The sequence below is a fragment of the Caballeronia sp. genome (assembly GCF_049581465.1).
Taxonomy (GTDB): Bacteria; Pseudomonadota; Gammaproteobacteria; order Burkholderiales; family Burkholderiaceae; genus Caballeronia.
On record NZ_JBAUSA010001382.1, the window covers coordinates 1 to 10,713 of the forward strand.

The following is a 10,713-nucleotide window of genomic DNA, read 5'->3' on the forward strand; positions in this document are numbered from 1 at the left end:
GATGCATCCGGCGTTAAAAAACAGTGATCGTGCCACAGCGAAATGACGCGGAATGAATGACCGCTTCGTAGAACAGCGACCGTCTCCTACGGGGTCGCGCGCAGCCGAACGACTGCATATGGCGCAGCCGCCTCTTACCCGAAATATCCGTGCGTTGGAGGAAGAGCTCGGTGCACAACTGTTTATCCGCACGACCAAAGGTGCGGAATTGACAGAAGCAGGCCGCGCCCTGCTCGACGAAGTGCCGAACATTCTGGCGTTGTCTCGTCGCGCCGAGGAACAGGCTCAACTCGCGGGCCAGGGTTTTATGGGACGACTCGACGTTGGCATCTTCCGTTCAGGGATCCTGAACGTGATTCCGCGTTTGCTGGCCGAGTTTCATACCGCGCGTCCGGAAGTGAAGATAGGTCTGCACAATATGTCGAAGGCCGAGCAGATCACGGCACTTCGCGAGCGGCGCATCACAATCGGTTTTAATCGGCTGGTGCCGAACGAAACCGACATCGCCGTTGACTGTGTGCAACGTGAGCCGTTCATCGTTGCCCTCTACGAGGGTCACCCACTCTGCGAGAAAAAAACCGTGACGCTGCGCGATCTCGATAGCGAGCGCATGATCCTGTACCCGAACGCACCCGTACACGGGCTCGCGCAAGAGGTAACAGCGGCGTTTCATGTCGAAGGTGTCCGACTGTGCGTCGAACAGGAAGTCGAAGACGTTGTAACCTGTATTGCGCTGGTCGCAAGTCGCTTCGGCGTCGCCGTAACAACTGAGTCAGCAATCAACCTTCGGCTGCCTGGCATGCTGTATCGACCACTCAGGTCGACACAGTTACGCGAGATCGAGTTGAGTTGTCTGTATCGGCCCGAAGACAGCTCGCCGATCTTGCAGGCTTTTCTCAAGTTGATACGGTCGTCGCGCTCAAAGCAAGTCCGTGTGAAGCAGTGAACCGGACGACAGCGCCCGCTTGGATCTGCACGCTCGCACTTATCCTATCCCTAGCGTAGGCTCTGTCAGGTTGGTGCGGAGGCGACGCATTCGATGCAAACGGCAATCAGGTCGCCGGACTGGGCACGAATACATTCGTCGGACTCTCGACCTTTATCCACTACTGGAAGCTGCCGTCGTTGCCACATGTCGGCTTCAATGCAAACATCACGCTGCCCGAGGTGCGAATCGAGGGCTCTCATTTTTCGGCGAGCGGAACGCGGTCTCTCATATACTTCAGTCGAGCGACATCATCAGACATCGTCCCGGCAGGTCGAGGACGGACGGCTCAATCGCAGGAGACAACGATGAGTCAATATGCACAACCGGCAGACCCGCGCGGCATTGAGCAATTTGGCACGGTTGCCAGCGCGCCGGGCCTCGACTATTGCATCTCGGGCGCACAACCCTATTCGGCCGATTTCGCGCATTCGTTAGACATGATTTGCCTCGTACTGGGGGACATCGTCTCGCAGACCCGATACCACGACGGTCCGGCGAAACCTTCCACCTTCCAGTCGGAGCTAGTTCTGGAGCGGCGCATCGGCCTCGCGCAGCAACTTTTGCGCGACACCGCTCTTCCGATTTGCGACGTGGCGGCTTCCTGTGGATTTTCGCCGCAGCAACACATGACGGCGCTGTTCTCTGAGCGACTGGGCGAGACGCCGCTGCGTGTTCGAAAGACGGCGGGAACGTCGCAGACAAAGGCGCATGAGCGGATGCCTGTCGGAGCGCAAACCGAGCGGCCCGCAACTTGAAAGGCCATACCCGTCGGGCGGCTGCGTTACTCACTAGCGAAGTCGGTCCGCTACATGATGTTTTCATCTTCTTCTCGCGAGGTATCCATCATGACCACGCCCTGCATTATTTCTGTCGCCATCACCGGTTCGCTGCCGCGCAAGAAGGACAATCGGGCTGTGCCGATCAGCGTGGACGAGCAGATCGAGTCCACCCAAGCCGCATTCGAGGCGGGTGCGACGCTCGTGCATCTGCATGTGCGCAACGATGACGAGACGCCGACGTCCGATCCGGAACGGTTCGCGCGCGTACTCGAAGGCATCCGCAAACACGCGCCGGGGATCATCACGCAGGTCTCCACGGGCGGCCGGTCGGGCGCGGGCCATGAACGCGGCGGGATGTTGTCGCTGCGCCCGGACATGGCGTCGCTTGCAACCGGCTCGGTCAACTTCCCCACGCGCGTCTACGAAAATTCGCCAGACCTGATTGACTGGCTCGCGGCAGAGATGACGACATACGGTATCAAGCCCGAAGTCGAGGCGTTCGACCTGTCAATGATTTTTCAGGCCGTTGCAATGCAACAAGCCGGCAAGATCGTCGGCCCGCTGCACCTGCAATTTGTGATGGGCATCAAGAACGCCATGCCTGTAGATCGCGAGGTGTTCGAGTTCTATGTGCACACGCTGCACCGGCTCGCACCTGATGCAACGTGGACCGGCGCGGGCATTGGGCGCGACCAGCTCACGCTCGCGAGATGGTCACTCGAACTCGGCGGACACTGCCGGACGGGGCTCGAGGACAATGTGCGGCTAGATAAGCACACGCTCGCACCGTCCAACGCGGCCCTCGTGCAACAGGTCGCCGGGCTTTGCAGCGAATTCGGGCGCACCGTCGCGACGGTAGCGCAGGCTCGCGCGTTGTTAGGGCTGGCTGCGCATCGGGCGTCCGCTGAGTCGAGAGCCAAATGAAAGGGCTCGCCTCGATCATGCGTATCGGCGCGACGTGCCCTCAGAAGCTCCTGCGCAAACCGACGCGTGCGAGTGTCTGCGACCGATTGCTCGCCGCGCCGTCCGGTTGCAGCAAACCGTTGATCCACGCCCGCGTCACGGGCCCGTCGCGGCTGGCGCGCTGATAGATCGCTTCGACATAGGCGGTGGTGCGCTTCGAAAAGCTGTACTGCAATGTCGGGTCCATACATGTCGCGATAAGGCCATCTTGATGAGCAGATGCGAAATGACTACCGAAACAGGTTGGCAAACATAGGTCCAGACGAAGCGGGGCACCTGCGGCTATCCACGCGACGAGTAGGAACCTTTTCCGCGGGAGCCATCCGAGCCGTCGCTCGCGGATGGACGCTTGCGCCGACGACGTCAGCGGTTCATATTCAGGCGACGGACGACTGACGGACGCTTGCCCGCATTCGCCGGACGGTGGCCGGGAGGCAAGCGATGCAGAACGACAGGCCGCCGCCGCGGCGCGTGGCATACGAGAAAGCGATTACGACGGGCAGCTTCGGATGGTTCGGCCGATTGTTGGCCGTCGTCCTGGGCGCGATCGTATTGGCGGCGGCCGCGGTGCTGTCGGTCGTGCTGCTCGCCGCGCTGTTCGCGGTGGGCACGATCGTCGTCGGCTATCTTTGGTGGAAGACGCGCGCGCTTCGCAGGCAGGCGCGCGCGTGCGACGACGGCCGGACCGTCGACGTCGAGGTCGTCCATATGGAATCGTCCGACGACGATCCCGCGAAACGCTGACGATCAATTACGCGCGCCCCTGCGGTCTTTCAAGGTGCAACGAGGTCCGCCAAAGTTTTCGAAATTGCGATGGCTGACGTCCCAGTTTGTTTGGTCCAGCGCGATTTCGACAATGAGCGAGCGCGCCCGGTCTGAGTTCGGCGCGAACTCCACACAGCCTTTCAAAATCTGCGATGCACTGATTCCGCTACCGAGTGCGTGTTCCCATCCCGCCCCTTATGAGTCTCTGCCTCCAAAGTGCAGAAAACAGTCGATCTCTGCAAACCTCTCCCTGTTCCCCGGCAACAATCCACTGCTGCAGCGGGGCGTGCCAAAACGGTGAGTAAATCACGACGCCGCGTGCCAGCAAGGCCGCCGTATAAGAAAACGAGCTTTTGGCGGTGACGAAGATGTCCGCCGAGACCAGACTCTCGAAACACTCGAAGACGTCGCCATTCAGATGCAGGATCGCCCGGTCGCCAATCGCTCCGAAATCCTCTGCGACTCCCTCCGAATAAACATGGAATTCGTGCGGCACAGACCCTAACGAGCGAGATAGCTCGTCAATCTGATGACCCACGCATTCGTTGCGAGTAAATCGCTCGGCCTCGTGTTCGTCTACATCGCCCCTTCGAATGTGGATCGCCACAATTAGCCGGTCTCTGTTTTCGAACCTTGGGGGCGAATTCAACCGATATTTCCGAATGAAAAGCGGCTGGATCAGCGAATAGAAATCGGGATGCGAGTCCGCGTACCAGTGGCACTCCTGAGCGACCAGTAGCGTGGGCTGGGGCGGCGGAGGCTGTGGACGTTCGAAACTCATTTCATCGGCCGCAATTTGCCGCGCCGCACTCAGGTCGAATGCGCCTGCCTGCAGTTCGCCATGTCCGGGAGAGAATGCGCGCTCCCATTTTTCCGGCCAGCCTGGAACGTCGTAAGTATTGTGTTCAACCGAGATAATCGGCGTATGTAAATACACCAACCCGGTGCACCGCGCATAAAGCATGGTCGAATAAATTGCCTGCATCTGCGCCCCTCCCCCATCGGTCCGGCCGGCGCAGGTAATATAGTATGCGGGTGGAAGCGCGCCCGTTCGATAGGCTTCTTGCCAGAACCGGCGCATCAGGACAGATCGCATGCGATTTCTTAAGTTCGACTTGTATCAAGGGGGCAACGTGGGATTCTTCAATAATCTCATGTCGCTCGAACTTGCGGTCGGCCTGAGCGTGCTTTCGCGGCGCAACCTGCTCTTCGGGGAACCACGATATCCGATCTTCAACAGCGGCAAGGGGCTGCGCCTGTTTGATCTCGTCGATCTTTTCTATCCTCACGAGATCGGTTCCTATGAGGGTCTCGACGGCGAGTTGCTGCCGGACCTGCATTCAACGAGGCTTCTCTCGGCCGATCTTTTCGAGCGCAAATCGGCGCCCGTGCTGTCCACCTGCAACGATTGCACGCTCGGATACTACAGTTACACCCTACCGTACGATCCGCGAGTCATTTATGCCTGCAATCGACTGATTGCGATTAGGGAACCCTACCGGCGGCTTGCCAGCGGCATCGTTCGCGAAATTCATAAGCAGCACCGCCGCTTTGCGTGCATACACGTACGCCGTAAGGATTTTCTGAACGATCACGAAAATGCCGACACGGTTACGGCCGACGAAATCTGTCACAACATCGCCTGCCATGTTCCGAAGGACTGCTTTCTACTGATCCACTCCGACGAACAGGACGAAGAATACTTCAGGCCGATCCTGGACATCTGGCCGAACCATCTGATGATCGACGCGGCGCTGTTCCGCTGGTTTTTTCCCCACCGTCTCGATGCGGCCGAAATCGGCATCGTATCCTCGCTTGTGGCGACGGAAAGTGATATTTTTTTGGGAACTATGTTCAGCACCTTCACAGGCTACATTCAGCGACAGCGGCTGCTCAATGGCAAAGAAGGCGGTTTTCTTTATTTGTACAACCAGCGGCCCGGAATCCTGAGTTTTCAGGACGGAATGATTCTCGAGAGCCGTACCTCGGGTCCCACGTGGGAGCGGATCGAGATGTCGGAAGAGTTGAAATCGATCTGCTTCTGGTGGCGCGAGTGGCCCGAATCGGTTTATAGCCGCGAGGAATTCACTTAGGTGACAGGTGCCAACATTTCGAGAGTTCTTTGCGTCTCGCTGGAATCGCGGCCTGAATACACCCGCGCCCTGCTCGCATCGTTGAAGATGTGCGACGGCATCGGCAATTATCGAATCCTCGCGAATGTTGAAGAAGGGGCTGCCGAAACAATGGCGCTCGCACGCTCCGTTGATTTCGCGCGGGTGAACATCGCCATCAAGCCCAAGGCAAAAAATTTCAGCGAGAGGTGTTTCAACTCAATCGACCGCGCGTTCGGAAAAGCCGAGTACGTGGGATATATCGATGGCGACGCGGTCGTGACTTCCGACTTCCTCCGCTATCTCGAATACTGCGACATCGCCTTTCGCGACGATCACGACGTTTTCCTCGCATCGTGCGACGCGGGAAAGTCCGATGACAGAACGCGGTCCGCGGAAATTCTGCGCCGGTCCCTTCAGTTCGGGTGTGCGGCAGGCATCTGGAGAAATCGATGGGAGTGGAGTAAGCGCACCGCGAAGGCAAAAGCTCCAGATTATCTGGACGCTCTGGCTAAGCTTGCCGTCAAGCATCGGCTGCAGGAGGTCTACCCGACCGTTTCACGCTGCCGTCGCATGAAGGAACCAGACGGCCGAGTCTTCAGCCCGCATACCAGCGGCTTCAGTGAGGCGTTTCCGCCCGTCACCGCCGTCATGATCACTGGCCTGCACCGCGAACGATACGGCATGGCGCGAGTCGCCATCGAATGTTTTAAAGCGCAGACGTATCCCAACAAGAACCTGCTAATTGTGAATCACGGCGAGCAGTCGCTTGCTTCCGGCGATCCACGGATTGTAGAACTGCGCCTTCAAAAGAGCCGCTGGCAGACGGTCGGTGATCTGCGCAACCTCGCGCTTGAACACGCTACCGGGGATTTCGTTATCAATTGGGACGACGATGACTGGCATCATCCCCGGCGCATCGAGGTTCAGATGCGCGCCCGCGGCGACGACACAGCCGTCCTGCTCAAAACGCGCATTCATCACAGCGTGGTGAACGGATGCTCCCGATACGCCGAATATCCGCGGGGCGCCGAAGCCACGATTCTGCATCCACGAAAAACGGCTTATCGCTATCCCAGCATGCTGCGCGGGAGTGATTCGGTGTTTGCCAACCGGTTCGCCATGCGGCTGCCGATCGATAATGATCCGGCCCTGCACATCCGCTTTTTCCACGGCCTGAATCTCTGGGACGCGGAGCACATCATGGGGCCGCTCGCCGATGCAGACCGGCAGGGTGAATCAGAACTCAGTCAGGAGCACCGGGACCTGCTCGCGCGGGTCTTGCCCCTGTACGGTCATCGCCTGCCTGTATAACGCGTCCGCGAATTACAGGTTTCAAGGCATCGCTTCATATCGAACCGCCCGCCTGCACAGTCCTGCAGTTCGTCTCCCCGATCGTCTGGAGCACCTCGTGTGCAATCTCGACAGGCGATGGCTCCGCATCCGCGATAAAGCACGCCGGGGTGTTGAACGGATTCCAGTGCGTCGCATATCGGTTCGCGATATCCAGGCTGATACTCGACCAGGTTACGTGGGGGCAGCCGCTCAAACTAGCCAGGTGAAGCGGCGCGCTGCTCGGCCCGACTGCGCACTTCGCCGCGCTCAATGCGGAGCACTGCGCTTCCAGTGGCCTGCCCCGCAGATCCTCGGTTCCCTCAAACCAGTAGTTATCCAGCCCCCCGTAACAGGCGACCCTTAACCCTTCCGCCTGCAGGAGACGAACCAGTTCTTCGCATTTCGTTATTGGATAATCCTTATTCCTCACGAGCCGGTCGCCGATTATCTTCTCCGGACGAAAGGCGCAGAGAACATCGGCGACAAATAGCGCCGGACCAGCGGGCGCAAGATTGCGCCATTTCTTGGGAGTCAGCGTGCTCTCTCCCGTGCGAAGTGCATCGCATTCCTGAACGCCCAGTTCGTCCCACAGAACGGCAGGGGCAAGCATCTTGCTACCGTTGCAGACCCGTGGAACTTTGGTGAGTAGCCTGCCTTCGGCGAAGCGCCAGCCTTCCGTTTTAAGTGGAATAAACTCGGTGGCGAACTCGTAAAGATAGCGGCTCGATTCCGGCGCCGCCACAATAACATGTCCGAAATTCTCGGAATATGCCCGAATCATCGGATTCCACCAACACAATTCCCACCCGAATTCGCCGACCCACGGGCCGGCAAACAGCACCGAAGCCTTGGAAAAAGGCGCGAAATATGGCTCGTACGCGATCGGGAGGGGAGGCACCGGTCCCGCTTCGACAATCAATTCTTCATCAGCGCGTTTTCGAGCACCGCGTCGCGTCCAGCGTCTGATCTGGGTCAGCGAATCCTTGCATCGGACACGGGCATCAATCTCCGAAGTCACCAATTCAAGCGCCGGGGCAGTATGGAATGCGATCGGAGCTGCGGCGGAAAGAAGAATGTCTTCAGCGACAGGCGGCGGTTCCGGCATCAATTCCGCGCGCAGCCTTGCTCCGCGAGACAACGCCGTCACGCACGCGGCAACAGTAGTTAAGGCGCCTACCGAAAGATTGGCTTCGCCATATCTGGCGGAGCCCCCGTGAGCACTCACCGCATGCAATACCGTAGGATCCGCGAACCATGCCTTGTGAATACGATTGAGCGACTCTTCGGGAATAATGGCATCGTCGCTGGTCAGGAGGACAGCAGGGAACTCCGCCAAAGTGCCGGCCGCCAGCAGCGGAAAAGGCTGCGATCCATCGGAGGCATTGATCACTCTGATTTTTGAATTCACCGCTTCAGGTGGCATGATGTCAAACGCCCGATGACGATTCACCACCAGGATCTCGTTCACGACCTTCATCGCACTGTAATGCTCGATCAGCGACCCGATCACCGTCAGCGAGGCTCGGCGGTGCAACAAAACGACAGAGATCGACTGCGGCGAAACCGGCGCCAGATCCTGCGGCTCGTTGAAGTTGATTGCTATCCTGGCTCCGCCCCACCCTCGCGGGTTCGCCACCAGACGGCCTTCCTTCAGATTGCGCAGGCTGGCCTTCTCATTCGCGCGCCACATTACGTGCCAACTGCGCTTCCCCGTGTGCGAAGCCTTCTCCACCATCGAATTCCTGATCGGCGAAGCTCCTCCTGTTCTCGCATGCACGTGGCGAAGTCCCATCGCCTTCGCTCGCCAGATCAGGTCCTGATCCTGATGACCGATGGGTTCGAACGATTCGTCGTAGCCGCCCAACCGGTAAAACCAGTAGCGCGGGATGCAGATCCGGCCGAAAGTACCGCGCAGAGGGTCGCCGCGCTCGCCCTCGTCCATCTGCAGCACAAGGTCTTCCACGCGTGCGAAGCGTCGGGAAATAATCCTTCGCATGCCTTCGTTGCTGTTGTCGGCATCGAGGTTGACCAGCAGGTCTCCGCGTCCCAGGCGATGCGCGAGGTTCTTGGCTTTCGGACAGTGGTAGTGCCTGGCCTCCGTCCGTGCATAAACCAGACGCCCCGACTCCATCGCGTTCTGGCAAGCGGGCGATGATTCAATGTATCGGCCCAAATCATCCGGGCTTCCATAATCGACGAGAACAAGTTCTTCGTCGTCGCGAAGGTGCGCGAGATTATCGACAATTGTCAAAGCAATCTGCCAAAGACGACCATGACAGGTGGTGCAATATGAAACCCTTATCTGTCTCACCTTTTCCATTCCGAATCGGCGATCTAATCATTTCTCACACTGGGCCGTTCAGCCCGAAACGCGAACGGAGCAAAAAGATTCTTCACTCGAAAACGGGAAACGTCAATCCGTAAACATATAAAAAACAGCGCAGCGATTGCAGGAAAAATTAGGAGGTTGCGGCATCCGACGCTTTGTTTTTCCTGCTTACAAAATGCTAAGGATTGGTAAGGATTGTTCTTGACAGGGATAAGAGTTAACTCCAGTATGAAGAAAGTTGCATCACACACTTGCATTTGATGCGTCGTGTGGAGGGATCGAATGGCCTTGGTCCAAGTCGCTCAACTCGCGAGGCAAGCTGCGTCGGACGCTGGCGTCCTCAACGCGCTGCGCGATGATCCGGCGAGCGTGCGGGGCCCCCTGAATCTCAGCGACGCTCAACTGAGGGCGCTTATCAGCGCGGGCTCGTTTACAACGGCACGTCCGGTTGTGACCACGAGTCACACTGAAGCGTCGCAGCCAAATACACTCGCGGCTCTCGAAATCGGTACGCTGTTCCCCCCCGAAGGACAGGGGCAATTTCCCACGCCGGGAGAATTGCCCGGGTCCGTTGTGGTTGCACCGCACGCGGCACCCACTGCTTCCCCGACATCCAGCCAGCCACCACACTCGGTTCCAAGCCGAAGCCCACTTGCGGCGCATTCGCCGGACGCGAGCGCTCCGTCTTCAGCACACGCTCCTGGCGCGGGTCGTACTCCGGCGGTAGGACAAGCCCCGCAGAGTACTCCGCGGGCGCCTCAGCACACGGCTCCACAAGCTCAAGGTGCGACGCCGCGAGCCGTTCCTCGCGCCGTGACGCCGCAAGGTCCTACGGTCATATCGACCGGTTCGGGTGAGTCGATCGAAGAAATCGCTGCTACGGGTTGTGACGATCAAGGCTCCAGCGGCACTCCTCCTGAGCCGTGCACGTGCGACTGCGGCGTGTGTGAAACCGCAATTGTTTCCATTGTGGCGGAAGTAACTGCAGCCGCCCAAACGGCGATCACTTCCATTACGGCGATCGCAGGACTTCACTAACCTCATCGGGCTCCAGTGAACACATAAACCAACGGTGCGCAGGAAGAATATGGCGACGAAACCAGCAGCGAACCAAAAGGCCGGAGGGGCCGGGAAGATGCAGAGGGCCGCTCCGAAAACTTCCAAACCCGCGAGCGCGGTGGTTGCGACGCGGTTGGCTCACGGCGGGGGTCAAACGACCTCGACAGGCCTCTCCGCCACGCGCGCGGCGGCCAACCTCACAGGAGGAACGAATCCGGCATCACGGTTCACTGTATCCAATCCGCTGACACAGAGTTCGTTCCGTTTGGCCGGGAACCTCGTGCCGCAGCCGTTGCCACAAAGTGAACCCAACATTTTTGCGGCTGCCGCCGGAGGCACAAGCACTCCGCCAGGGTCGTCGCCGACAGCTTCGCCGGGAAGCCC

At 59.0% G+C, this 10,713-nt stretch carries 9 protein-coding genes; 6 read left to right on the forward strand and 3 right to left on the reverse strand.

Features of this window, described 5'->3' with window-relative positions:
- The first annotated feature begins 52 nt into the window (after positions 1-52).
- The 3 genes from WCA53_RS33400 to WCA53_RS33410 all read left to right on the forward strand — a co-directional run bounded on the left by WCA53_RS33400 (position 53) and on the right by WCA53_RS33410 (position 2,691).
- The gene (locus tag WCA53_RS33400; protein ID WP_423922157.1) at positions 53-946 is read left to right on the forward strand and encodes a LysR family transcriptional regulator; all 894 of its coding nucleotides are present in this window, start codon (positions 53-55) and stop codon (positions 944-946) included.
- Positions 947-1,293: 347 nt separating this feature from the next.
- Positions 1,294-1,743 (forward strand): helix-turn-helix domain-containing protein, encoded by a 450-nt coding sequence (locus WCA53_RS33405; RefSeq protein WP_423922162.1) that lies wholly within the window; start codon positions 1,294-1,296, stop codon positions 1,741-1,743.
- Between the two features lie 90 nt (positions 1,744-1,833).
- On the forward strand, positions 1,834-2,691 hold the full coding sequence (locus WCA53_RS33410; RefSeq protein ID WP_423922166.1) for a 3-keto-5-aminohexanoate cleavage protein: 858 nt from the start codon (positions 1,834-1,836) through the stop codon (positions 2,689-2,691).
- Positions 2,692-2,731: 40 nt separating this feature from the next.
- Here WCA53_RS33410 and WCA53_RS33415 read toward each other — a convergent pair whose 3' ends face one another.
- Complete coding sequence (locus WCA53_RS33415) at positions 2,732-2,917, reverse strand: hypothetical protein (protein ID WP_423922168.1); 186 nt, start codon at positions 2,915-2,917, stop codon at positions 2,732-2,734.
- 254 nt (positions 2,918-3,171) lie between these two features.
- Between WCA53_RS33415 and WCA53_RS33420 the strand changes: the two genes are divergently transcribed.
- Positions 3,172-3,474, forward strand: coding sequence for a hypothetical protein (locus tag WCA53_RS33420; protein ID WP_423922170.1), 303 nt, complete (start codon positions 3,172-3,174; stop codon positions 3,472-3,474).
- 187 nt (positions 3,475-3,661) lie between these two features.
- Here WCA53_RS33420 and WCA53_RS33425 read toward each other — a convergent pair whose 3' ends face one another.
- On the reverse strand, positions 3,662-4,576 hold the full coding sequence (locus tag WCA53_RS33425; protein ID WP_423922172.1) for a hypothetical protein: 915 nt from the start codon (positions 4,574-4,576) through the stop codon (positions 3,662-3,664).
- A 103-nt stretch (positions 4,577-4,679) separates the two neighbouring features.
- On the opposite strand from WCA53_RS33425, the gene WCA53_RS33430 reads away from it, so the two are divergent.
- Entirely contained in the window at positions 4,680-5,588 is a 909-nt protein-coding gene (locus WCA53_RS33430; protein WP_423922174.1) for a hypothetical protein, read from the forward strand.
- A gap of 87 nt (positions 5,589-5,675) precedes the next feature.
- The gene (locus WCA53_RS33435) at positions 5,676-6,920 is read left to right on the forward strand and encodes a glycosyltransferase family 2 protein (protein ID WP_423922177.1); all 1,245 of its coding nucleotides are present in this window, start codon (positions 5,676-5,678) and stop codon (positions 6,918-6,920) included.
- Positions 6,921-6,954: 34 nt separating this feature from the next.
- On the opposite strand, the gene WCA53_RS33440 is transcribed toward WCA53_RS33435, so the two are convergent.
- On the reverse strand, positions 6,955-9,192 hold the full coding sequence (locus WCA53_RS33440) for a glycosyltransferase (RefSeq protein WP_423922182.1): 2,238 nt from the start codon (positions 9,190-9,192) through the stop codon (positions 6,955-6,957).
- Positions 9,193-10,713 lie beyond the last annotated feature (1,521 nt).

Excerpts from the sequence above, each read along its gene's own strand:
- WCA53_RS33400 (WP_423922157.1), top strand. The coding sequence starts at position 53 with ATGAATGACCGCTTCGTAGAACAGCGACCGTCTCCTACGGGGTCGCGC.
- WCA53_RS33405 (WP_423922162.1), top strand. The coding sequence starts at position 1,294 with ATGAGTCAATATGCACAACCGGCAGACCCGCGCGGCATTGAGCAATTT.
- WCA53_RS33410 (WP_423922166.1), top strand. The coding sequence starts at position 1,834 with ATGACCACGCCCTGCATTATTTCTGTCGCCATCACCGGTTCGCTGCCG.
- WCA53_RS33415 (WP_423922168.1), bottom strand. The coding sequence starts at position 2,917 with ATGGACCCGACATTGCAGTACAGCTTTTCGAAGCGCACCACCGCCTAT.
- WCA53_RS33420 (WP_423922170.1), top strand. The coding sequence starts at position 3,172 with ATGCAGAACGACAGGCCGCCGCCGCGGCGCGTGGCATACGAGAAAGCG.
- WCA53_RS33425 (WP_423922172.1), bottom strand. The coding sequence starts at position 4,576 with ATGCGCCGGTTCTGGCAAGAAGCCTATCGAACGGGCGCGCTTCCACCC.
- WCA53_RS33435 (WP_423922177.1), top strand. The coding sequence starts at position 5,676 with ATGTGCGACGGCATCGGCAATTATCGAATCCTCGCGAATGTTGAAGAA.